The sequence below is a fragment of the Microbacterium endophyticum genome, from assembly GCF_011047135.1.
Lineage (GTDB): Bacteria > Actinomycetota > Actinomycetes > Actinomycetales > Microbacteriaceae > Microbacterium > Microbacterium endophyticum.
The window spans coordinates 204,226-227,614 of the sequence record NZ_CP049255.1 but is presented as its reverse complement, the minus strand read 5'-3'; the positions used below and the strand labels follow the sequence as shown (position 1 = coordinate 227,614).

Below are 23,389 nucleotides of genomic sequence, written 5' to 3'. Positions count from 1 at the left end.
ATGACTCTCGCAACACCCACAGCCACCACGCCGTTTCGTTTCGACAAGAGTCGCGAAGCATTCGCCCGTGCCGCCCGAGTGATTCCCGCAGGCATCCCCGGGCACCTCGGTCCCGCCGAAGGACTTCACATTCCGCACGACGCATTCCCCAAGTTCTCTTCGCGGGCAGAAGGAACGCGCTTTTGGGACCTCGATGGCAACGAGTACATCGATTACATGTGCGGTTACGGACCGAACGTGCTCGGGTACAACGATCCCGATGTTGCAGCCGCGGCGAATGATCAAGCGCGGCGTGAAGACGTCGTCACGTTGCCCTCCAGCATCATGATCGACTTTGCCGAGCTGCTTGTCGATACCGTCGCGAGCGCTGATTGGGCCTTTTTTGCGAAGAACGGTGGAGACACCACGACGCTTGCGATCATGACGGCACGGGCGGCGACCGGTCGCAAAAAAATAGTCTTCGTCAAGGGCTACTACCACGGTGTCGCACCGTGGACGCAGAAGCTTGATTACCCCGGCGTTCTCGAAGAAGACGTCGCGAACAATCTGATGGTGCCCTGGAACGACCTCGGTGCTTTACGACAGATGCTCGCTGACTACCGCGGCGAAGTCGCGGCGCTCATCGCCCAGCCCTACATGCATGGAAACTTCACCGACAATGAGCTGCCTGCAGCTGACTACTGGCAGCAGGTGCGGCGCCTATGCTCCGAGCACGGAGTGGTGTTGATCGTCGATGATGTTCGAGCCGGATTCCGGTTGGACCTTGCCGGCAGCGATCACTACTTCGGATTTGAAGCCGACCTGATCTGCTTTTGTAAGGCACTCGCGAACGGGTACAACGTCTCTGCTCTGTGCGGCAAGGATTCACTAAAAGAAGCGGTGAGCAGCATCACCTATACCGGTAGTTACTGGATGAGTGCCGTTCCATTCGCTGCCGGAATCGCCACCATCACGAAACTTGCCGAGCTCGACGCTCCGGCTTTGTTCGAGAGCCTTGGTCGTCGTTTGACCGATGGTCTCGTTTCCGCGGCGGCAGATCACGGGCTCTCGATGATTGCATCGGGTGCACCAGCACTTTTCTATCTCCGACTCGATGATCCGACCGGCTCGTTGATGCTGCATCAGGAGTGGGTCGCCGAGTGCGTACAACGCGGCGTTTTCGTAACGTCGCATCACAATCACTTCATCAACGCGGCCTTGACGGATGACGATATCGACCGCACGATCGAGATTGCGCACGACGCGTTCGCCGTCGTGGCTGGTCGTCGTCACGGAGGACACTGAGATGTCGCAAGGTCGGACGCACGAGCTGCCACTCAAAACCACGACAGCTTCGGTCGGCCTCGCGTACGGCGTCCAGGGCCTCGGATACGCTGTGGTCGTCACCGCTTTGCCTTCCTTCCAAGAGCGTCACGGTCTCGATGAGACTCTTGTTGCGGTCATTCTCCTCGGAGTGTGTATCGCCGCGGCGGGAGGATCCCTCATCGCCGATCTCATTGCCGTGCGGCGCAATAGTCGGATCGCGGTCGTCATCGGTTTTAGCATGCAAGCGCTCGGACTTCTGGTTGCTGCACTGAGCCCGAGCGTCGTGCTCTTCGTCGCGGCGATTGCACTTTACGGTGTTGGCTTGGGGCTGATCGATGCGGCGTCAAACATGCAAGGCGTACTCGTGCAGCGCCGGTGGGGCCACGCCGTGCTTGGGCGCTTCTTCGCGGCCTACACCGTCGGTGCAATCACGGGTGCACTCGTCATGTCTACGGGGCTCACTGCGGGCACGGGCGCGACTCTTGCTCTCGTCGCCGCCGCGGTTCTGCAGGTAATTTTCATCGTTGTCGTTGCCCGATACCTCGACCCTGAGCGCGCAGCACGCCGTTCCGGGGCATCGAACACGCGGCCGCTACCCGGGAAGGCAGTCGCCGTGGCAGGGCTCGTCGTTCTGGCAGCCTTCACGATTGATTCAGGGGTAAGCACCTGGAGCAGTTCACATCTGGTGGGGATAGGCGTTGCGTTGGCAGCTGCGCCGATCGGATACGCGGTGTATCAGTCTGCCGTCCTCGTCGCACGTCTCGCCACCGACCCACTACAGCGTCGCATCGGGATGCGTGGGCTCATCATCGCTGCGGGTATCGTCGGGGCAGTCGGCGGCTTCGCTATCGCGTTTCTTCCGACCGTCGGCGCGGCTCTCGTGGGCTTCACTCTCAGCGGTCTCTGCGTGGGAGTGCTCGTACCGATTGCTTTCAGCATGGCTGGTCGAATCGACCCGGATCGTAGCGATGAAGTCGTGGCGCGAGTCAATCTCTACAACTATGCCGGCGCGCTCGTCGGAGCGGTCGGAGTGGGCTTGCTGCTCGACACTGGGGGAGCCGTCATTGCATTCGCGGTGCCCGCACTTCTGCTTCTGCTCGTCATTCCAGCGGTTCGCTCGCGTCTTTCTGCGCCACAGGAGGTTGCGCTCGAAAAGTCTTGAGCTGAGCGGTTCCCGGAGTCATTCTCGAACGTAGAATCGGGTGGTGGCATCCGACTCTTTCGTACACCTGCACGTGCACAGCGAGTACTCGATGCTCGATGGAGCAGCTCGCATTGGGCCGATGGTTCAGGAAGCGGCGCGGCTTGAAATGCCAGCGCTCGCGGTCACTGACCATGGCAACACTTTTGCCGCCTACGAGTTCTACAAGACCGCGAAGGATGCCGGGATCAAGCCGATCATCGGTATCGAGGCCTACGTCACGCCTGGCACCCACCGCAGCGATAAATCGCGCGTTCGCTGGGGCGGACCAGAGCAAAACAGTGACGATGTTTCGGGTGCTGGCGCGTACACCCACATGACTCTGCTGTCTCATTCGACTCAGGGCATGCACAATCTCTTCAGACTGTCATCGCTCGCGAGCCTCGAAGGCTACTACTTCAAGCCCCGCATGGACCGGGAGCTGCTTCAGAAGTATTCCGACGGCCTCATCGCGACCACCGGTTGCCCGTCGGGCGAAGTGCAGACTCGGTTGCGACTCGGTCAGTACGATGCGGCCCGAGCGGCGGCGGCGGAGTTTCAAGACATCTTCGGCAAAGAGAATTACTTCGCCGAGATCATGGATCACGGCCTCTCGATCGAGCGTCGGGTCATGAGCGACCTCGTCAAGATATCGAAGGATCTTGATATTCCGCTCGTCGCCACGAACGACCTCCATTACACACACCAGCACGAGTCGACGAGTCACGCAGCGCTCCTCTGCGTGCAGTCGGGAACAACCCTCGACGATCCGAAGCGGTTCAAGTTCGACGGTGACGGCTACTACGTCAAAACCGCCGCCGAAATGCGCCAGATCTTTCGCGACTACCCCGAAGCATGCGACAACACGCTGTTGATCGCGGAGCGGTCGGAGGTTGAGTTCAACACGAGTGCGAACTACATGCCTCGTTACCCCGTTCCCGATGGCGAGACCGAAGAATCATGGTTCGTCAAAGAAGTCGAGAACGGGCTCAATTTTCGTTATCCGGACGGCATTCCCGACGCGGTGCGAAAGCAAGCCGAGTACGAAACCGGCGTCATCGTGCAGATGGGATTCCCGGGCTACTTCCTCGTCGTCGCGGACTTCATCAACTGGGCAAAAGACAACGGCATCCGCGTCGGTCCAGGACGCGGATCGGGTGCAGGTTCGATGGCCGCGTACGCCATGCGCATCACCGACCTCGACCCGCTTCAGCACGGTCTGATCTTCGAGCGTTTCTTGAACCCCGATCGCGTCTCAATGCCCGACTTCGACGTCGACTTCGACGACCGTCGCCGTGGCGAAGTCATCCAATACGTCACTGAGAAGTACGGCGATGATCGAGTCGCTCAAATTGTCACGTACGGCACTATCAAGGCGAAACAGGCGTTGAAAGATGCGGGCCGCGTGCTCGGTTTTCCCTTCAGCATGGGCGAACGCCTAACGAAGGCAATGCCGCCGCCGGTGATGGGTAAAGATATGCCGCTCGGTGGCATGTTCGACAAGGATCACCCGCGCTTCAAGGAAGCGGGGGAGTTTCGTACGCTCATCGAGACCGACGCCGAAGCCAAGACAGTGTTCGACACTGCCGTCGGTCTTGAAAACCTGAAGCGCCAATGGGGCGTTCACGCGGCCGGCGTCATCATGTCGAGCGAACCTCTGCTCGACATCATCCCCATCATGCGTCGTGAACAAGATGGGCAGATCGTCACGCAGTTCGACTACCCATCGTGTGAGTCGCTCGGGCTCATCAAGATGGACTTTTTGGGGTTGCGTAACCTCACAATCATCAACGACGCGCTCGACAACATCGAGGCCAACCGAGGCGAGCCGCTCGTGCTCGAAGAACTCACGTTCGACGATCGCGGAGCGTACGAGCTCCTCTCCCGAGGTGACACTCTCGGCGTCTTCCAGCTCGATGGCGGGCCGATGCGTTCGCTCTTGCGCCTGATGAAACCTGACAACTTCGAAGACATCTCAGCCGTCATCGCGCTCTACCGGCCGGGGCCGATGGGTGCGAATTCGCACATCAACTACGCTCTGCGAAAGACGGGGCAGCAACCGATCACGCCGATCCACCCGGAGCTCGAAGAGGCACTCGAAGAGGTACTGAGCACGAGCTACGGCCTCATCATCTATCAAGAACAGGTGATGGCGATCGCTCAGAAGGTTGCCGGATTCACGCTCGGGCAGGCAGATATTCTGCGCCGTGCCATGGGCAAGAAGAAGAAGTCGGAGCTGGATAAGCAGTTCGAGGGCTTCGAAGCGGGCATGAAGGCAAACGGGTATTCGGATGCCGCGGTCAAAACGCTGTGGGACATTCTGCTGCCGTTCTCCGACTACGCGTTCAACAAAGCACACTCCGCTGCATACGGTCTCATCGCTTATTGGACTGCGTACCTGAAAGCGCATTACCCCGCCGAATACATGGCGGCGCTTCTCACGAGCGTCGGCGACTCGAAGGATAAGCTCGCGGTTTACCTCAACGAGTGTCGTCGAATGGGTATCAAGGTTCTGCCACCCGACGTGGGCGAATCGATCCGATACTTCGCCGCCGTCGGCGAAGACATCCGTTTCGGCCTCGGTGCGGTTCGAAATGTCGGTGCCAACGTGGTCGACGGAATTGTGACTGCTCGCGCTGATGACAGCTTTGTGAGTTTTCACGACTTCTTGACCAAAGTGCCGCTGCACGTGGCGAATAAACGCACTGTCGAGTCGCTGATCAAGGCGGGGGCTTTCGATTCGTTGGGGTCAACGCGTCGGGCGCTCTTAGAGATCCACGAGGATGCCACCGAAGCTGCCGTCGAGACGAAGCGAAAAGCCGCGACCGGAGCTATCGGCTTCGACTTCGACAGCCTCTACGACGAAACCGAAGAGATCATGCCGGCAAAGGTCCCAGAGCGACCCGAGTGGACGAAGAAAGACAAGCTCGCTTTTGAGCGTGAGATGCTCGGCCTCTACGTTTCAGACCACCCACTGGCGGGCCTCGAAGTACCACTTGCCAAACATGCATCGCTGTCGATTCACAACCTGCTTGCGTCCGAGGACCTCGCAGACGGTGACCAGGTGACCATCGCGGGCCTTGTGACGAGTGTGCAGCACCGCGTAGCAAAACAGAGCGGCAACCCGTACGGCATGATCACCGTCGAGGACTTCAACGGTGAAATCACCGTCATGTTCATGGGTAAGACATACACGGAGTTCGCGTCGATGCTGCAAGCGGACGCGATCTTGGTGGTGCGAGGTCGAGTGTCCCGACGTGATGACGGAATGAACCTTCACGCGCAGTCGGCGTTTTCCCCTGATCTCGGGTCGATGGATGCGACCGGCCCGCTGGTACTGCTGCTCCCCGAGAGCCGTGCGACTGAGAGCGTCGTGCGCGACCTGGCTTCGGTGCTTACCCGGCACGCTGGCGAGACCGAAGTGACGCTCAAGCTTCACAAGGGGTCGACCGCGAAGGTCTTCGAGGTGCCGCACCCCGTTCGGGTGACGGCAGACCTCTTCGGAGATCTCAAAGGTCTGCTCGGGCCGAACTGTCTCGGCTGATCTCTGGGATTGCGCTGCGGCGCGGGTAAGATCGAGAGGGGTGCGAAATCGCATCGAATGGAGGGATTTTTCGTGACGAATGAAGAACGAGACGCGACAGTTCCGGCTGACGACGCGAACGTGAGTGAAGCTCCGGCTGAGGCAGCCGCTCCAGGCGAAGTCACCGATACCGCTATTGCTGAAGAAGCTGTCGCCGAGTACGCCGAGGCCGAAGCACCTGTTTCGGGCGCGGTCTCTGTTACCCCGCCCCCTGCTGACGACGTGCAATACGGTGTGGGTCCGTTCTCGATCCGCGAAATTTCACTCATGTCGGTGTGGTTCGTCTCTTTCGTCGTATCGTTCTTTTCGGTCGCGAGTGTCGGGTTCAACTCGGTGTGGACTTCGGGGCTCTCATGGATTCTCACGATCGGCCTTCCGACTCTCGCCGTGATCTTGGTGGTCATGCGTCGACTTTCGCCCGAAGGCATCCGTCGCGTGGGATCTCTCGGGATCGACCAATTTGCTTCCGTTGCGTTCTCGGTGTCAGCAATGCTGTGGCTGCAAATGGTTTGGGACTCGGTCGCGTTCGCCGCTCAGGGCGGACCATGGCTTCACTCGTGGGTTGCGTGGGTCGAGCTGTTCCTGATGGCTGGCGGAGTTGTGCTCACTGTCTTCGCGCCGTTCCTGCCGACGCTCAAAGACGATTTCGCCGGACGCCCAGAGGCGCCGGCGCACCGAAACGCAAGGCCGGTACGCAAGGTCGTCGACCGTCCACGCCCGGCACCAGTACCCGTGCAAACCGCTCCGGCTCCCGCCGCGAATTCCGCCGATGACGCTGTGACAGATGCGTACGCTCCCGATGCATTCGCCTCGCTCTCTACTCAGGCAGCAAGCACTGAACCGAATCACACGACGGAAGATGTCACCACAACGGTGCAGCCGATCGCATCCCATCAAGCTTTTTGGGCCCTCTCGCCGGTCGAGCGGGATGTTCTTGACGTGCAAGGAAACCCGATCTTCAGTGTCGGACCGACAGCTTGGGCTCTCGTCATCGAAGATCGTGGTGAAGTGTTCGTCGTTCGTCACGAAGATGGACGCGTCGGCTTCTTGCACGATGTCTCTGGAATTACGCGCGGCTGATGCTGCGCACCATTGACCTGCGGGGGCGGGAACTATCGACCGCTGAGCTGCTCGCAATTGTTCCGCGGGCGCGTGCAGCTCGCGAGTTGGCCTTGACGACTGCGCGAACGATCGTTGATGATGTCACAGCTCGCGGTGAGGCTGCGCTCCGCGATCAGGCCGAGCAGTTCGACGGATGCCGTGGGCACGCAATCCGGGTACCCCAATCGCACCTCGACGAAGCGCTACGCGACTTGTCGGGCGAGGTTCGTGGCGCGCTCGAAGAAGCAATTTCTCGCGTGCGGGTGGCCTCAGCAGCGCAGGTGCCCACGAGCACAACGACGGAGCTTGAGCCGGGGGCTCAGGTCGTTCAGCGTTGGCAACCTGTCCGCCGTGTCGGCCTCTACGTGCCTGGTGGCAAAGCGGTGTATCCATCGAGCGTTGTGATGAATGTCGTGCCAGCCCAGGTCGCTGGCGTGTCAGAGGTCGTCGTTGCATCGCCACCGCAGCGTGATTTCGATGGGCGCATACACCCGGTCATCCTTGCCGCCGCCAAACTCCTCGACGTAAGCGAGGTTTACGCCATGGGAGGTGCGGGTGCCATCGGTGCTCTTGCCCACGGCGTACCTGATGTGGGCCTTGCACCGGTTGATGTCGTCACCGGACCCGGCAATAACTTTGTTGCAGCGGCCAAGCGCGTCGTGTCGGGAATTGTCGGAACTGACTCTGAGGCGGGGGCGACGGAGATTTTGATCGTGGCCGATGCTGAGGCGAATGCTGGACTGGTCGCGGCTGACCTGATCAGTCAGGCTGAACACGACGAGCAGGCGTCCGCTGTTCTTGTGACGGATTCGGTCGAGCTCGCACATGACGTTGCTCTTGAGCTCGAAAAACGCGTCGGTCACACTCGTCACAGCGAGCGCGTGGCGGTCGCGTTGGCGGGGGAGCAGTCAGCGATTGTGCTCGTAGACAATCACGAAACTGCGGCGGCCTTCAGCAACGCTTATGCTCCCGAGCATCTCGAGCTGCACCTCGTGGAGCCGCGAGTCGAGGATTTCGTGAACGCTGGAGCGATTTTCGTGGGGCAGGATTCGCCGGTGAGTCTCGGCGACTATCTAGCCGGAAGTAACCACGTCTTACCAACGGGCGGACAGGCCCGGTACGCGGCGGGGCTCTCAGCCATGACTTTCCTTCGCCCGCAGCAGGTTATTTCTTACGACCACGCCGCTCTTTCCGCTGTGCGCGCGAAAATCGTGTCACTCGCCAACGCCGAGGCGCTTCCCGCGCACGGTGAGGCCGTCGACGCTCGATTCGAGGGCTAGAAATGCACTGTCCGTTTTGTCGGCACCCCGACTCGAGGGTCATTGACTCACGCACGAGCGATGATGGCCTCAGCATCCGTCGTAGGCGCCAGTGCCCCGAATGTGGCGGGCGATTCACAACCATCGAGACGGCAAGTTTGAACGTCATCAAGCGCTCGGGAGTTGTGGAGCCGTTCAGCCGTGAGAAGGTCGCGTCTGGGGTGCGGAAAGCCTGCCAGGGAAGACCTGTCACCGAGGGTGACCTCGCGATGCTCGCGCAGAAGGTAGAAGAGGTCGTTCGCCAGACCGGTGCCTCTCAGATCGACACGAACGAAATCGGGCTGTCGATTCTTGGTCCCTTGCGTGAACTCGATGAGGTCGCGTACTTGCGGTTTGCCAGTGTGTACCAGGCGTTCGAGTCGCTTGAGGACTTCGAATCCTCGATCGCGCAGCTGCGTGCCGATCACCAGGCGGATACCCGCCCCGCCGACTCCGAATAGGACCTCGATGTACTCTTTGCTTTTCCGTCTCGTTCTCTCGCGCATGGACCCGGAGACCGCGCACCACTCGGCGATGATCCTCATTCGTGTGCTTGGTGTGGCACCTTTCTCTTGGGTAGTGCGCCGCTTTACTCGTCCGGCGGAGTCGTTGCGAGTACACACTCTCGGTCTCACGTTCGATTCGCCTTTCGGCGTCGCTGCGGGATTCGATAAGGATGCAATCGGCACGGCTGGGTTGTACGCATTCGGGTTCGGCCACGTCGAAGTGGGAACGCTCACCGCGCTTGCTCAGGACGGCAATCCCAAGCCGCGACTCTTTCGGCTTATTCCTGACCGCGCGGTGATCAACCGCATGGGATTCAACAACAGAGGCGCGCAGGCCGCGGCCACGCGCCTGACCACGCTTCGTCGTAAGCGTCAGCGAGCCGTACTGGGCGTGAACATCGGCAAAAGTCGAGTGGTAGAGGTCGCCGATGCGACTCTTGACTACGTAAGAAGCACTCGGCTGCTTGCGCCTCTGGCTGATTACCTTGTCGTCAATGTTTCGTCACCGAACACTCCAGGGCTTCGCGGCCTGCAAGCGATCGACACGCTGCGCCCGCTACTTGAGGCTGTGCGAGACGCCGCGGGAACGACTCCACTTCTGGTGAAGATCGCTCCTGACCTTCCTGACGACGAGGTCGAAGCAGTATCGCGGCTCGCGGTCGACGTGGGACTTTCCGGACTTATCGCCACCAACACGACCCTCAGCCGTGACGGACTGAAAACCGATGCACAGACCGTTAACGCCGCCGGTGCGGGCGGACTGTCGGGGGCACCGCTGAAGACGCGCGCCCTTGAAGTGCTTCACATCGTGCGTCGCAATGTCCCGACCGACTTCTGCGTCGTGTCAGTCGGTGGCGTCGAAACTGCCGATGATGTTCAGGAACGCCTGGATGCTGGTGCGACACTCGTGCAGGGCTATACGGCTTTTCTCTACAGGGGTCCGCTCTGGGCGCGACAGATCAACCGGGGCCTAACCGCACGCTGATCGGTATTCGCGCTGTGGATAATTCTGCGGCGCCGCGAGCGTGCGTTGTACCGTGGGCGCGTGAATTCACGCACGGTATTGCCACTGCTTCTCGCTACTGTCGTCGTCGTAGTGGGAGTCAGCGGCTGCGCTGCGACTCCTGAACCCGCCGAAGAGACGACTGCGGAGTGGACGGAAGCCGAGGCTTTCGCTGCTGCCGAAGAAACCTATCGCTCATACGTCGACGCTTTGAACCAGGTTGATCTCAGCGATCCCGATACGTTCGAAGCCGTCTACGCCTGGACGACCGGCGATGCCAACACCGGCGAGCGTGAGTCGCTCTCAAAAATGCATGCGGAGGGCTGGACGGTCTCTGGCGAGTCGAAAGTGCTTTCATTCGATCCTGCATCATTCAGTTCGTCAGATATGGAAGTGAGCGGCGTCGTATGCCTCGATATCTCCTCGATTGAGGTTGTGAATTCATCTGGAGAAGATCAAGTCGATGAAGACCGGCTCGACGTCTATCCGTTGAACGTCAAATTTTCGGTAGAACGTTCTACCGATACCGGTATGCAGATTTCGAAAAGTGAAAGGGTTGAGTCAGCTTCATGCGGGTAGCTGTTACATCTCTGCTCGTGGTCGCGAACTTGTTAGGTCTGTCTGCAGACGTCCATCGTGCCGCAAACTGCGATGGTTCGCAGGCATGGACCTCGTGCCCGAACGCGGTCTCCGACGGGTCGCAGGTGGACGTGGGCGCGGGAAGCACATCGCCGGGGAGCGGCGGCGGATCATCCGGGGGTGGCGACGGTGGTGCAAGCCAGCAAGAGCCTCCGGGCGAGACGATGCCGGAGTGCACGACCGAACTGTGTCGTGGTGGCTACACGGTGGTCGGTCTGCCCGATGTAACTCTTGCCGATATCGCATCGTTCGTGCCGGCTCAACCGACTCTCGGGGGAGAACCAACCGGCCTTGGCGTCGTGGCCATGCCGACGAACGTCGTTGCGTCAGCGACAGAGCAACGCATGGCAGGTCGCGTGCTCGACTACGACGTGACTGTGCGCTTCGTTCCGCAACGATTCGTGTTCAGCTACGGCGATGGATCGTCCAAGGTTTCCGAAACCGGCGGTGCGTCGTGGCGTGAACTCGGGCAAGCCGAATTCACGTCGACGCCCACCAGTCACTCTTATGGCGCCTCGGGCAACTACAGCGCCAGCGTGACTGTCGAGTACGCGGCCTCGGTCGATTTTGGCTCGGGCAACTGGCGTGCGGTTCCGGGCGTCGTCGAGTCCACGGCTTCTGGCTACGGCATCCGAGTCGTCGAAGTGCATACCGCTCTCGTCGACAAAACGTGCCTGGAGAATCCGTCTGGTGTGGGGTGCTGAATCAGGCGGGGTACTGACCGCGCTTGACCTGGGCCTTCGGCAGACGCATGAAGCGCATTTGAATAGTGCGCATGGCGCCGTACCAGCCGAGGCCCTTTTCCATGCGGTCTCCCCAGCGCTCACGTGCGCGCCGTTTGATGCGCACGGATGTGAAGATCATGTCGCCGATGACGAAGATGACGTAGATCCACAACGCGAGAAACGACCAGTACTGCAGGATCTGAATCTGCACGAATGTGATCAAAATGACGAGCACCATGAAGGGCATGACGCCCTCGCCGATATGCCAGCCGGCGTCGATGAAATCACGAACGTATTTGCGCTGGGGCCCCTTGTCGCGCACGGGGAGATAGCGGTCGTCGCCAGCGGCCATGCCGACACGGGCTTTTTCGCGCTGGGCCTGAAGGTCGGCTCGGGCGCGTGCTTTCGCTTCTTTCGTGTTGGCGACGAGCGGACGCTTTCGTGCGGCTTCTTGCTCAGCGCGGGACGGCGTCGGCCGACCCTTTCCCGACGTGGTGTCGGTCGGTTCAGACGTCGGTGCGTCCTTCGGTGCGGGGGCGGCAGGTGAGGTGGCCACGGGGAGATCCTCAGATCGTTGGAAAGCGGGTGCACTTAAGATTACCCGCATGAGCTATGAGTACACCCGAGAGGAAGCTGTTCGTAACAGCGCGCAGTCCGCCATGCCGACTGCGATGGCCGATTTAGGTGCACTGGTGCGCATCCCGTCAATTGCATGGCCGTCGTTCGACCAATCGCAGCTGCGCCGTAGCGCCGAGGCGGTAGCCGCTCTCGCCGAGAGCACCGGCATCTTCGACCGCGTTGAAGTTACGTCGGCTGCGATTCCCGGTACCGCTGAACAAGGTCAGCCCGCAGTTCTTGCCACCAGGGCTCCGCGCAACGGTCGCCCGACGGTGTTGCTATACGCCCATCACGATGTGCAGCCGCACGGTGATGACGACCTCTGGGACTCGCCACCGTTTGAGCCGACGGTGCGAGACGGCAGGCTTTACGGTCGAGGCGCCGCTGACGACAAAGCGGGCATCATGGTGCACATCGCAGCGCTGCGTGCGGTGAAAGAAGCCCTCGGCGACGATCTAGATCTCGGGGTCGCACTCTTCATCGAGGGCGAAGAGGAGTATGGCTCGCGGTCGTTCGGTCAGTTTCTCTCCGACAACGCCGATGCGCTCCGAAGTGATGTCATCGTCGTCGCAGATTCCGGCAACTGGGATGCTGATACCCCGGCACTCACCGTCTCCCTTCGCGGGAACGCGCGATTCACCCTGCGCGTCCGAACGCTCGCCCACGGCTCACACTCGGGAATGTTCGGGGGAGCGGTGCCCGACGCGATGATGGCAACCGTGAAGCTCCTGTCGACTCTCTGGGATGACGACGGGTCGGTGGCGGTAGACGGCTTGCACGAGCGGGATGCCGCAACGCCGGAGTACAGCGAAGCGACGCTGCGAGATGAAGCCGGTCTTCCCGACGGCGTACAGCCGATCGGAGCGGGGTCGCTGCTTGGTCGCATTTGGAACAAGCCATCCATCACGATTACCGGAGTCGACGCGACGAGTGTTGCATCGGCATCCAACACTCTCGCTCCCGAAGTCACCGTCGTCATCAGCGCGCGAGTGGCCCCGGGCCAAAAGGCTGAGGAGGCATACGGCGCGATCGAGAAGCACCTGCGAGAAAGAGCGCCTTTCGGCGCTCAGCTGGAGTTCTCTGACGTTGATTGCGGAGACGCGTTCCTGGTCGATACCAGCGGATGGGCGGTCGAGCTTGCGCGTGACGCACTCAGCCGCGGATACGGAAAAGACGCCGTCGATGTCGGCGTCGGCGGCTCCATCCCGTTTATCGCGGATCTCGTGCGAGAGTTCCCAGGCGCTCAGATTCTCGTGACCGGCGTGGAAGACCCGCACACGAGAGCCCACAGCCCGAATGAGTCGCTGCATCTCGAGACTTTTCGGCGAGCTGTGCTCTCAGAAGCACTCCTTCTCGAACGTCTCGACGCGCGGACGATCTAGACCGGCCCGACGGCGGCACTCGCGGCGTACAATCGACACATCCCGCCTTTCGCGGCCAAATTCTCGAGATGGAGTGTGACATGACCGACACCGCACTGTCGCCCGACCAGCAGACCCGCCCGCACGGCGTTGGCCTGACAGACGCCGCCGCCGCGAAGGTGAAGAGCCTTCTCGACCAGGAAGGACGCGACGACCTTCGTCTGCGCGTCGCAGTTCAGCCCGGTGGTTGTTCTGGCTTGATTTACCAGCTTTACTTCGACGAGCGATACCTCGAGGGCGACCAGGCCGTTGATTTCGGCGGCGTCGAAGTGATCGTCGACGACATGAGCGTTCCTTACCTTGACGGTGCCAACATCGACTTCAAAGACACGATCGCGGAGCAGGGCTTCACGATCGACAACCCCAACGCTCAGGGCTCCTGCGCATGTGGTGACAGCTTCCACTGAGTAACTTTTTCTTCGCCACTTTTGGGGCGGTCGCACGCGGAATCCTCCGCAGCGACCGCCCCAACTTTGTAAATCGGGCTGGGTGCATGGCCTGAATCGAGTGTGAGGTTGCCGTAGACTGACCGAAGCTACAATTCTTACCCGGAAAGGTGCCCCGTGCAGTCGAAACGAGTGCCTCCCAAGAGTCGCATCCGCTGGGCAGCTCTGCCCCTCGGACTGGCCGCAGTTGCCGTCCTTGCAGGATGTAGCCCGACGGAGCTCCATGGCTTCCTTCCCGGATTCGTCGAAGACGGAACCCCGGCGACAAACCACACCGATATGGTCGCTGGCCTGTGGGTCAACTCCTGGTTGGTGTTGCTCGGCGTGGGAATCATCACCTGGGGCCTCATGCTCTGGGCGATGATCGCTTACCGTCGCCGCAAGGGACAGACCGGCCTACCGGTACAGATGCGCTACAACATGCCGATCGAAAGCTTCTACACGATCGTGCCCTTGATTCTTGTCGTCGGGCTCTTCGCGTTCACCGCGCGTGACCAGACCGTGCTCGAAACACAGACCGAAGACCCCGATGTGTCGATCATCGCGATCGGCAAGCAGTGGGCTTGGGACTTCCAGTACAACGGCGAAAAAGAAGACGGCTCGGATGCTGTCTGGTCGATGGGCATTCAGGCTCAGTACGACGGCGCGGGCAATGTCGACGAGTCGCAGTTGCCGACGCTCTACATGCCCGTAAATCAAACTGTGAAGATCCAGTTGGAATCTCGCGACGTCATCCACTCTTTCTGGATCATCGACTTCCTTTACAAAAAAGACATGTACATCGGTAAGGACAATTACTGGTCCTTTACCCCCACTCGTGAGGGCACTTACGAGGGAAAATGTGCTGAGCTTTGTGGCGAGTATCACTCCGCCATGCTCTTCAACGTCAAGGTCGTAAGCGCGGACGAGTACGAGAACTATCTCGCGTCGCTTCGCGCTGAAGGCCAGACGGGCAACATCAACGACCAATACGATCGGCTTGCCAACCTTCCCGGCACCGGATCGACTGAGGGAGACGACTGATCATGGCGACGACGCTTCCGCCTCAGGAGAAGTCTTCTCGACCGAAGACCCTCCCACCCCGCCAGGCAGCGCTGCTCACAGCATCGCGTACCGAGCAAAAGGGCAACATCATCGTCAAGTGGATCACCTCCACTGACCACAAGACGATCGGGTACATGTACCTCATCGCCTCGGTGATGTTCTTCATGCTCGGCGGAGTGATGGCTCTCATCATCCGTGCTGAGCTCTTCGAGCCGGGTATGCAGATTCTCCCCACGAAAGAGCAGTACAACCAGCTCTTCACGATGCACGGCACGATCATGCTGCTGATGTTCGCCACTCCGTTGTTCGCGGGATTCGCCAACGCGATCCTCCCGCTTCAGATCGGCGCGCCTGACGTCGCTTTCCCGCGATTGAATGCATTCGCATTCTGGCTCTTCCTGTTCGGCTCGACTATCGCTGTTGCCGGATTCCTGACACCGCAGGGTGCCGCTTCATTCGGATGGTTTGCTTACCAACCGCTTGCAAGCGCGAGCTTCACCCCTGGTGCCGGAGGAAACCTCTGGATGGTTGGTCTCGGCATCAGCGGGTTCGGAACGATCCTCGGTGCCGTGAACTTCATCACAACCATCATCACGATGCGTGCGCCGGGTATGACCATGTGGCGCATGCCGATCTTCACCTGGAACACGCTGATCACCAGCATCCTGATTTTGATGGCCTTCCCGGTTCTCGCCGCGGCGATCTTCGCTGCTGCGGCCGACCGAATTCTCGGGGCGCACATCTACGATCCGCACAACGGTGGAGTACTGCTCTGGCAGCACCTCTTCTGGTTCTTCGGACACCCAGAGGTGTACATCATCGCGCTGCCGTTCTTCGGTATCGTGTCGGAAATCTTCCCCGTCTTCAGCCGGAAGCCCATCTTCGGATACAAGACACTGGTATACGCAACGATCTCGATCGCGGCACTATCGGTCGCTGTCTGGGCTCACCATATGTATGTCACTGGCTCTGTTTTGTTGCCGTTCTTCGCTCTTATGACGATGTTGATTGCAGTCCCTACCGGTGTGAAGATCTTCAACTGGATCGGAACGCTCTGGCGAGGCTCCGTGACGTTCGAGACGCCGATGGTGTTCTCGCTCGGATTCTTGGTGACGTTCGTCTTCGGCGGTCTGACCGGTGTCATCCTGGCTTCGCCGCCGCTTGACTTCGCGCTGTCCGACTCTTACTTCGTTGTGGCGCACTTCCACTACGTTGTCTTCGGAACCGTCGTGTTCGCCATGTTCGCTGGCTTCTACTTCTGGTGGCCGAAGTGGACGGGACGCATGCTCAACGAGCGCCTCGGCTACATCCACTTCTGGTTGCTGTTCATCGGCTTCCACATGACGTTCCTCATCCAGCACTGGCTTGGTGTCGACGGAATGGTGCGTCGCTACGCGGACTACTCGAACGCGGACGGCTGGACTTGGCAGAACCAGGTTTCTACTGTCGGCTCGATGATTCTCGCGGCATCGATGATCCCGTTCCTGTTCAATATCTGGCTCACCTCTCGTAAAGCGGCCACAGTCACGGTCAACGATCCTTGGGGATATGGCGGATCACTGGAGTGGGCAACGAGTTGCCCACCGCCACGCCACAACTTCACGTCGATCCCGCGCATTCGCAGCGAACGTCCCGCGTTCGACTTGAACCACCCCGAAGCCGCTCTTACCGTTGGCGTAGGCCCGAGCAAGGATGCCCCCGACGCACCTGTCGTGGACGCTGACAACGGAAAGGTGAAGTAGTCGTGCGTACGAATATCAACCTCTGGTGGATCCTCGCCGGCTTCTTCCTGTTCATCGCCGTCGTCTACACCGTGTGGAACGTCATCGCCCACCCCGACCTTCCGTTCGTGCGTGCAGTCGAGTGGGTCGGCTCCATCGCACTCCTGTTCGCAACGTTGATGGCTCTGATGATCGGTTTCTATGTGAACCAGATCCACAAAGCGCAAAGCGGCGAGCTGCCCGAAGACATCCTCACAGCCGATATCGACGATGGTGACCCTGAAATGGGCGAGTTCAGCCCGTGGTCCTGGTGGCCCATCGTGCTCGCCGGCTCCGCTGCGATCGCAATGATCGGATTCGCTGTCGGTACCTGGATGATCCCAGTAGGCATCGGCGTGTTCGTCGTGGCTATCGTCGGTTGGGTCTTCGAGTACTACCGCGGCTACTTCGCACGCTGAGTGTTGTGCAGCTGAGGCTCAACGCCACGGCCGTTTCTGACATCGGCGCGTTTCGGCAGACAAACCAGGACGCCGCTTTCGCGGCGGACTGGGGCGCTGCTGTTGCCGACGGTGTCGGGGGCGGGCCGTCAGGAGACATCGCATCCGCGGCTCTCGTGCAGCGGGTCGGAGCTCTTGGTGGACGTATCGCGAATGCCGATGCTGTCACAGCGCGAATCAGCGACGCGAACTGGGATCTTCGCTCGTTAGTCGACTCGGATGCGTCGCTCGAGGGGATGGCGACAACATTCACCGGGCTTTTTCTCTCGGCCTCGGGATCGTTACTTCTTGCGCACGCCGGCGATTCGCGTGGTTATTTGCTGCGCCACGGTGCTTTCACCCGTGAGACGCGAGACGACTCGTACGTTCAAGTCCTGGTCGAGCACGGTTTGCTCGCTCCTGAGGATGCCGCGTACCACCCGCGCCGTAACATCATCACGGCCTCACTCCGCGGGGCCGAGACGGATGCTGTGACGGTGGCAGAGCGCGATACGCAAGTGGGGGATCGTTGGCTACTCTGCAGCGATGGACTCACTGACTACGTGCCAGAAGAAGAGATCGCAATCACCCTGATTCGTGCACGTGACGCTGCGTCTGCGGCATCCGCCATCGTCTCGCTCGCGCTTGAAGCTGGAACGCGGGACAACGTCACAGCAGTCGTGTGCGATGTCGGTGAAGCCGGGCTATTACCGCTCAAAGCTGACGCGTGCTATTTCGGGTCTGCGGCGAGTGTTCAGGCGCCCGACGCGCAGATCGCCTGAGAGTTATTCTCCCCTTCGTCATCTCGAACGACCATGACGAGTGGGTCGAAAATTCGGGGCAAGTCGCCGTTCGAATCTTCGGTGGGCTGCCCCTCACGGGTCCAATACTCATAGCCACCGATCATCTCTTTAACTTCGTAACCCAGCTCGGCGAACTCTCGTGCGCCTTTTGCGCCTGCGTTGCAACCTGGGCTCCAGCAGTACACCACGACCGGCGTCGAATGCGAGATCTCCTGTGGTGCGCGCTTCTCGATAGTGCGATATGGCATGTGGAGAGCACCACGGATGTGGCCCTGCTGCCACGCTTCGACACTTCGCACGTCTATGAGTACGAAATCCAATCCCGCCTTCTGAGCGGCGTACACGTCGCTCGGGTCGGTTTCGTGTGCGAGCTTGGCATCAAAGTATGCGGATGAGGTCATTCGGTCAGCTTAAGAGCCAGCGAACGTGTGCGAGCGCCAAGATGCGCGCTATTTCTGCCGTAAGAGCGTCAGTCGAGAAGGCCGCCGCCGAGGTTCACAGGGCTGCCGACGATGTTGCCGACGATGCCCTTTATGACTCCTTCGCCAGTCTCTTTCCACAGGCTGTCGTACCACGCCTGTGTGACTGCAGGGTCGTACGCATGCGTTTCTTGACTGCGCCGGCGAGCTCGCAAGACAAGATCGCCGGCGCGTTCGCTCCGGATGCGTTGATAGCGGCTCAGCGCGTCTTCGACACCCACAGTGTTGGTGGCGAAGACGATACCGAGCACGAAGCTGTCCTCGAGCGCTGAGCATGCGCCCTGCCCGATATCCGGCGCTGTGTTGTGCGCGGCGTCCCCGAGGATCGCGACGCGACCGCGTACCCACGTGTGAAAGGGGTCGATGTCCCAGATCTCAACCCGGTTGAGTGACACGTCAGGATCGATTGCGTCAATGAGATGCTGCACTCCCGGCGCCCAGCCGGCGAACGCCTCTTTGAGGGGAGTTGCTCCGTCGGAACGGTCGTACGGGAGACCGGACGGCTGGGGGATATCGCAGAAGTAGTAGAAACGGTCGCCAGCGACGGGCATCACGCTCATGCGCTTCCCGTCTGCAACATACGTTGTCCACTGGTCGAGTGGACTCACACGTTCGTCCACGGGAATGAGCCCGTTGAAGTTGGTGTAGCCCGAATAGCTGCGCTCAATGCCGCCTCCGGTCACGTAGTCGCGTGTCAGCGAACGAGCGCCGTCTGCGCCGATGAGCATGTCGCCGGTCGCGGTATCCCCATTTGCAAAAGTCACAGTCACCGTTGCGTCGGCCTCGGCGATGCTGACGACCTTCATGCCGAGTTTGATGTCCTCCATCCCGAACGTTTCCATGAGAAGCGCCTGGAGATCGGCTCGCGCGACCGGGTAGGGGCGCTGTCCGGTTTTCGTGGTGACGGGTTCAAGGCTGAAGCGGCACATCGTGTCGCCAGTGTGGCCGTCAACATACGACATCATGTCCATGCGGCCACCAAGGGCGGCGACTTCATCGGTGAGACCGAGCCAATTAAGTACCTTGACGCCGTTCGACCACAGCGAGAGAGCCGCTCCAACCGGTTTGTTCTCTCGGATCTGATCGTAGATGGTGACGTCGTGGCCTAGTCGCTTGAGCGCGATACCCGCGCTCGCGCCGCCGATACCTGCTCCGATGATGATGATTCGCACATATCTAAACGTATGCGGTCTCTGTCACGGGACTGTTACAGGCGCCTCACAGCGCCGACTGACTGAATGAAAGATGGTCCGAACCTCAATGAGGCACGGACCATCCTTCAAATTGCTGCGTTGCTAGCTTCGAGGAGCGTTGCCGTCGGTGGAGTCCTTCGTGTCCTCGTCTTTGTCGTCCAGGAACGACGGAGCCGGGAACTCAGCCTCAGCTCGGATGCCAGTTTCGACCACAGGGTGACCGTCTTCGATGGCACGCTGTCTTGCGCCCTCTACCTCTTCGGCCTCGTCATGTGCGATGTCGTCGAGCGTGTGGTGCTGGTGCGCCACTGCTTCATCGAGTTCCGCTTGTGTGACGGGGGAGAGCCGATCTTCGAAGAACCAGCGCGAAAGCGAAGCGCGCAGGTTCTGGTGCCAGGGAATACTGCCCTTGTCGTTCGGGCGCACAACCAAAGGTTCGTAGGTCTCGAAATCAACGAGCTTCCAGCGCTCGTACTCGTCGACGGGCTGGTGAACCTCGATGTACTCGCCACCGGGAAGGCGAACGATGCGACCGGACTCGTAGCCGTGCAGTGCAATCTCGCGATCCTTCTTCTGCAGCGCGATGCACATGCGCTTCGTCACGAAGTAGGCGATGATCGGACCGAGAATGAGCGTCGCTTGCAGGAAGTGAATGACGCCTTCCATCGTGAGCCAGAAGTGCGTCGCGATGATGTCCGACGACGCAGCTGCCCACAGCGCGGCGTAGAACGTCACACCAGCGGCACCGATTGCGGTGCGCGTCGCCGCGTTACGAGGACGCTGAGCGATGTGGTGTTCGCGCTTGTCGCCGGTGATCCACGCCTCGAGGAATGGGTATAGGGCAACGATCACGATGAAGATCACGAGGACCGCGAGGGGCAAGATGATGTTCCACGACCACGTGTGGCCCCAGAAGACGCTCTCCAGGTGTGGAGGTACGAGGCGAAGCGCACCGTCAGCGAATCCGATATACCAGTCCGGCTGAGTTCCCGCCGATACCGGTGACGGATCGTACGGGCCGTAGTTCCAGATCGGGTTGATCGTGAATAGCGAAGCGATCAGCACGATGACCCCGAAGGTGATGAAGAAGAATCCACCCATTTTCGAGACATAGACCGGAAGCATGGGGTAGCCGACGACATTGCTGTTCGTGCGCGCGGGCCCGGCGAACTGGGTGTGCTTGTTGATGATCATCAACACAAGGTGCAAGGCGAGAAGCGCGACGAGAATTGCCGGCAACAACAGAATGTGGAGCGTGTATAGGCGTCCAACGATCTGGTCTCCGGGGAACTCGCCACCGAACAGAAGATACGAGATCCAGGTTCCGATGAGCGGAATTCCCTTGACCATTCCGTCGATGATGCGAAGACCGTTGCCCGACAGAAGGTCGTCAGGGAGCGAGTAGCCGGTAAAGCCCTCTGCCATTGCCAACACGAACAGCACGAAGCCGATGACCCAGTTGATCTCGCGCGGCTTGCGGAACGCACCGGTGAAGAAGACACGCAGCATGTGCACGCCGATTCCGGCCACGAACGTGAGCGCTGCCCAGTGGTGGATTTGGCGGACGAGAAGGCCACCGCGGATATCGAACGAAATACGCAGCGAAGAGTCGAGGGCTGCCGACATTTCGACGCCGCGCATCGGAATATAAGCGCCTGCGTAGTGAGTTGGCACCATCGATGCCTGGAAGAAGAACGTCAGGAACGTGCCCGAGATCAGAACGACAACAAAGCTCCAAAGAGCGATCTCGCCGAGCATGAACGACCAGTGGTCGGGGAAGATTTTTCTGCCGAGCTCTTTGACAAGACCCGAGAGGCTTGTGCGCTCGTCAATGTAGTTTGCGGCCGCGCCGACGAATCGGCCGCCGAGAGGCTTCTCTTTTTCAGATCCGTTCGGCTGCTCCGTGATGGCGCCGTTGACGGTGGCGGTACTCAATGGCGCTCCCAGAAGCTCGGGCCAACAGGCTCGGTGAAGTCGCTACGGGCGACGATATATCCCTCATCATCAACAGCGATCGGAAGCTGAGGGAGTGGGCGTGCAGCGGGGCCGAAGATGACCGCCGCGCCGTTTGCCACGTCGAACTGTGATTGGTGGCATGGGCAGAGCAAGTGATGCGTCTGCTGCTCATAAAGCGCAACAGGGCATCCGACGTGAGTGCACACCTTGGAGTAGGCAACGATTCCGTCGTAAGACCAGTCTTTGCGATCGTCAGCTTCGATGAGCGTCTCTTGCGGCATCCGTACGAGCAGAACGATGGCCTTCGCCTTTTCGTCCAGATACCCCTCTTCGTGGCTGAGTGAGGCTAGCTCTTCCGGGATGACGTGGAACGCCGAGCCGAAGGTGACGTCCGAGGCCTTGATCGGGATACCGCTCGGGTCGTGTGCGAGACGGGATCCTTTTTTCCACATCGTGTGGCGCAGCAACTCTGCCGGGTCGTCATACTGCGGTGCGAGCCCACGGAAAAGCGTGACTCCCGGAATAACTGATGCCACCAGCGCGGCGAAGAGCGAGTTTCTGATCATCGTGCGACGACCGAAGCCCGACTCTTCGTTCGCGACAGCGAAGACAGCAGTAGCGCCATTGCGAGTCGTGTCACGGCCACGTGTGGCGTGACGGGCTTCAATGTGCTCTTTGTCGTTCATCACGGCCTTGGACCAGTGAATGGCGCCAATACCAATCGCGAGAAGCGCGAGCGCTATACCGAGACCTATGAAGAGGTTGTTGTGGCGGATACCAACGATTGAGCCGTCTTCGATCGGAAAGATCATGTAAGCGGCTACAGCCCAGATGCTCCCTGCGACAGACAGGTAGAACAGGGTGTAAATCGTGCGGACAGCCCGGTTCATGGCGGCCGGATCTTTGTCAGTCAGGCGCTCACGGTGCGGCGGGAGTTCAGTGCCCTTGACCGGGTCGGGAACAGCCACCGCGAGCCCAGATGCGGGCTTCCAGGATGCCCTCTCGTGCCCGAGTGGGTCTTCCTCGTGTGCCATGGTGCTCCTCGTGCGTTGAAAGGTGGGTCAGGTGGGGAATGTCAGTTGGACTTAGCGGTGATCCACACCGTAATGGCAATCAGCGAACCGATGCCGAAGATCCAGATGAACAAACCCTCAGATACAGGGCCGAGTGAGCCGAGGTTGAATCCGCCCGGTGACTCGGTTTCTTGCATGTACAGCAGAGCCGAAATGACGTCGCGCTTTTCGTCGTCGGTGAGGTTCATGTCGTTGAAGACAGGCATGTTCTGCGGACCGGTAACCATGGCCGCGTACATGTTGAGCGCTGAAGTGCTGTGCAGGTTAGGCGCGAATTTTCCCTCGGTCAGCGCGCCTCCGGCGCCAGCGACGTTGTGGCACATCGCGCAGTTGATGCGGAAGAGTTCAGCTCCGTTGGCCACATCGCCTTCACCGTCGAGAACTTCTTCGTCTGGGTATGTCGGGCCCGGTGCGACGGACTGAACGTACTCCGCGATGGCGGCAGTCTGCTCGTCGGTGAACTGCACCGGCTTCTGAAGTGCCTGCGGCCCCTGGGCCTGAAGCGGCATGCGACCCGTAGAAACCTGGAAGTGCACAGCCAGCTCGCCAACACCGTACAGTGATGGTCCCGAGTCCGTCCCCTGCAGATCAAGGCCATGGCAGGTAGCGCAGTTGGCCTGGAATAGCTTCTGCCCGTCTTCGACTGTCAGCGTTGATGCGGAAGTGGACGAGTCGCTTGTCGCCGCCATGGCGGCTGAAGCGCCGGCATACGCACCGCCCGTGATGAGGAGACCGATCCCGATGAGAGCGGCGGCGGCGAGAGGGCTGCGTCGGCCGCTTTTGCGGCGTGTGGTGTGGCGTGCCATGTCGAGTTGGTAC

At 60.3% G+C, this 23,389-nt stretch carries 21 protein-coding genes; 15 read left to right on the top strand and 6 right to left on the bottom strand.

Going from position 1 to position 23,389, the window contains the following annotated elements; translation table 11 throughout:
- The 9 genes from G6N83_RS01120 to G6N83_RS01080 all read left to right on the top strand — a co-directional run bounded on the left by G6N83_RS01120 (position 1) and on the right by G6N83_RS01080 (position 11,319).
- Complete coding sequence (locus tag G6N83_RS01120; RefSeq protein WP_165138477.1) at positions 1-1,284, top strand: aminotransferase class III-fold pyridoxal phosphate-dependent enzyme; 1,284 nt, start codon at positions 1-3, stop codon at positions 1,282-1,284.
- A gap of 1 nt (position 1,285) precedes the next feature.
- The gene (locus G6N83_RS01115; RefSeq protein WP_165138475.1) at positions 1,286-2,467 is read left to right on the top strand and encodes an MFS transporter; all 1,182 of its coding nucleotides are present in this window, start codon (positions 1,286-1,288) and stop codon (positions 2,465-2,467) included.
- A gap of 91 nt (positions 2,468-2,558) precedes the next feature.
- The gene (dnaE, locus tag G6N83_RS01110; protein WP_208379895.1) at positions 2,559-6,029 is read left to right on the top strand and encodes a DNA polymerase III subunit alpha; all 3,471 of its coding nucleotides are present in this window, start codon (positions 2,559-2,561) and stop codon (positions 6,027-6,029) included.
- Between the two features lie 72 nt (positions 6,030-6,101).
- Entirely contained in the window at positions 6,102-7,148 is a 1,047-nt protein-coding gene (locus G6N83_RS01105; RefSeq protein ID WP_165138471.1) for a hypothetical protein, read from the top strand.
- The gene (gene hisD, locus G6N83_RS01100) at positions 7,148-8,449 is read left to right on the top strand and encodes a histidinol dehydrogenase (RefSeq protein WP_165138469.1); all 1,302 of its coding nucleotides are present in this window, start codon (positions 7,148-7,150) and stop codon (positions 8,447-8,449) included. The genes G6N83_RS01105 and hisD overlap by 1 nt, the downstream gene beginning before the upstream one ends.
- A 2-nt stretch (positions 8,450-8,451) precedes the next feature.
- Complete coding sequence (gene nrdR, locus G6N83_RS01095; RefSeq protein WP_165138467.1) at positions 8,452-8,928, top strand: transcriptional regulator NrdR; 477 nt, start codon at positions 8,452-8,454, stop codon at positions 8,926-8,928.
- A gap of 7 nt (positions 8,929-8,935) precedes the next feature.
- Positions 8,936-9,958, top strand: coding sequence for a quinone-dependent dihydroorotate dehydrogenase (locus G6N83_RS01090; protein ID WP_165138465.1), 1,023 nt, complete (start codon positions 8,936-8,938; stop codon positions 9,956-9,958).
- A gap of 60 nt (positions 9,959-10,018) precedes the next feature.
- Complete coding sequence (locus tag G6N83_RS01085; protein WP_165138463.1) at positions 10,019-10,555, top strand: hypothetical protein; 537 nt, start codon at positions 10,019-10,021, stop codon at positions 10,553-10,555.
- On the top strand, positions 10,546-11,319 hold the full coding sequence (locus tag G6N83_RS01080) for a hypothetical protein (protein WP_165138461.1): 774 nt from the start codon (positions 10,546-10,548) through the stop codon (positions 11,317-11,319). The genes G6N83_RS01085 and G6N83_RS01080 overlap by 10 nt, the downstream gene beginning before the upstream one ends.
- A gap of 1 nt (position 11,320) precedes the next feature.
- Here the strand turns inward: G6N83_RS01080 and G6N83_RS01075 are convergent, their stop codons facing one another.
- Positions 11,321-11,896 (bottom strand): DUF3043 domain-containing protein, encoded by a 576-nt coding sequence (locus G6N83_RS01075; RefSeq protein ID WP_241246240.1) that lies wholly within the window; start codon positions 11,894-11,896, stop codon positions 11,321-11,323.
- Positions 11,897-11,945: 49 nt separating this feature from the next.
- Here G6N83_RS01075 and G6N83_RS01070 point away from each other — a divergent pair, with 49 nt between their 5' ends.
- From G6N83_RS01070 to G6N83_RS01045, 6 genes are all read left to right on the top strand, one after another.
- Positions 11,946-13,340, top strand: a complete 1,395-nt coding sequence (locus tag G6N83_RS01070; protein WP_165138457.1) for a dipeptidase — start codon at positions 11,946-11,948, stop codon at positions 13,338-13,340.
- A gap of 80 nt (positions 13,341-13,420) precedes the next feature.
- Positions 13,421-13,786 (top strand): iron-sulfur cluster insertion protein ErpA, encoded by a 366-nt coding sequence (gene erpA / locus G6N83_RS01065; RefSeq protein ID WP_165138455.1) that lies wholly within the window; start codon positions 13,421-13,423, stop codon positions 13,784-13,786.
- A gap of 171 nt (positions 13,787-13,957) precedes the next feature.
- Entirely contained in the window at positions 13,958-14,848 is an 891-nt protein-coding gene (ctaC, locus tag G6N83_RS01060) for an aa3-type cytochrome oxidase subunit II (RefSeq protein ID WP_165143007.1), read from the top strand.
- Between the two features lie 2 nt (positions 14,849-14,850).
- Positions 14,851-16,611, top strand: coding sequence for an aa3-type cytochrome oxidase subunit I (ctaD, locus tag G6N83_RS01055; protein WP_165138453.1), 1,761 nt, complete (start codon positions 14,851-14,853; stop codon positions 16,609-16,611).
- A gap of 2 nt (positions 16,612-16,613) precedes the next feature.
- On the top strand, positions 16,614-17,048 hold the full coding sequence (locus G6N83_RS01050; protein WP_165138451.1) for a cytochrome c oxidase subunit 4: 435 nt from the start codon (positions 16,614-16,616) through the stop codon (positions 17,046-17,048).
- Between the two features lie 5 nt (positions 17,049-17,053).
- Positions 17,054-17,848 carry a PP2C family protein-serine/threonine phosphatase gene (locus G6N83_RS01045; protein ID WP_165138449.1) on the top strand — a complete coding sequence of 265 codons (795 nt, stop codon included), beginning with the start codon at positions 17,054-17,056 and terminating at the stop codon, positions 17,846-17,848.
- Here the strand turns inward: G6N83_RS01045 and G6N83_RS01040 are convergent.
- The 5 genes from G6N83_RS01040 to qcrC all read right to left on the bottom strand — a co-directional run bounded on the left by G6N83_RS01040 (position 17,821) and on the right by qcrC (position 23,376).
- Positions 17,821-18,270 (bottom strand): rhodanese-like domain-containing protein, encoded by a 450-nt coding sequence (locus tag G6N83_RS01040; protein WP_165138447.1) that lies wholly within the window; start codon positions 18,268-18,270, stop codon positions 17,821-17,823. The two genes, G6N83_RS01045 and G6N83_RS01040, sit on opposite strands and share 28 nt — an antisense overlap.
- Positions 18,271-18,338: 68 nt before the next feature.
- Positions 18,339-19,520 (bottom strand): FAD-dependent urate hydroxylase HpxO, encoded by a 1,182-nt coding sequence (hpxO, locus tag G6N83_RS01035; RefSeq protein WP_165138445.1) that lies wholly within the window; start codon positions 19,518-19,520, stop codon positions 18,339-18,341.
- Positions 19,521-19,643: 123 nt separating this feature from the next.
- Positions 19,644-21,476 carry a cytochrome bc1 complex cytochrome b subunit gene (qcrB, locus tag G6N83_RS01030; RefSeq protein ID WP_165138443.1) on the bottom strand — a complete coding sequence of 611 codons (1,833 nt, stop codon included), beginning with the start codon at positions 21,474-21,476 and terminating at the stop codon, positions 19,644-19,646.
- The gene (gene qcrA, locus G6N83_RS01025) at positions 21,473-22,531 is read right to left on the bottom strand and encodes a cytochrome bc1 complex Rieske iron-sulfur subunit (protein ID WP_165138441.1); all 1,059 of its coding nucleotides are present in this window, start codon (positions 22,529-22,531) and stop codon (positions 21,473-21,475) included. The genes qcrB and qcrA overlap by 4 nt, the downstream gene beginning before the upstream one ends.
- Positions 22,532-22,572: 41 nt before the next feature.
- Positions 22,573-23,376, bottom strand: a complete 804-nt coding sequence (gene qcrC, locus G6N83_RS01020) for a cytochrome bc1 complex diheme cytochrome c subunit (RefSeq protein WP_165138439.1) — start codon at positions 23,374-23,376, stop codon at positions 22,573-22,575.
- Between the last annotated feature and the right edge of the window lie 13 nt (positions 23,377-23,389).